This is a genomic window from Bittarella massiliensis (ex Durand et al. 2017), from assembly GCF_017566145.1.
GTDB lineage: Bacteria > Bacillota > Clostridia > Oscillospirales > Ruminococcaceae > Bittarella > Bittarella massiliensis_A.
Window position 1 is genome coordinate 1 of sequence record NZ_JABFCL010000215.1, and the last position, 222, is coordinate 222.

General features: G+C 66.2%; 1 protein-coding gene. It reads right to left on the minus strand.

Translation table 11 applies throughout. The features are described 5' to 3' along the window. Positions 1-222 (minus strand): nucleoside hydrolase (locus HJY11_RS14090; RefSeq protein WP_208076516.1); only part of this gene is annotated, 222 nt, incomplete at both ends.

Below are 222 nucleotides of genomic sequence, written 5' to 3' on the forward strand. Positions count from 1 at the left end.
GAGCAGCGTTTTCAAGTCGGGATACTTTCCCAGCGCGGTGGCGAGATTGGTCAGGGGCCCCACGGCAATCACCTGCAACTCGCCCCTGGCGGCCTTTGCCGCCTTATAGAGCGCGTCCCACGCAAGGGTCGTTTCCCGGGGCGCTTCGGACGGGGAAAGCTCCACCTCGCCCACGCCGTTTTCCCCGTGAACCAGCGGCGCGGTGCGCAGGGGGACAAACAG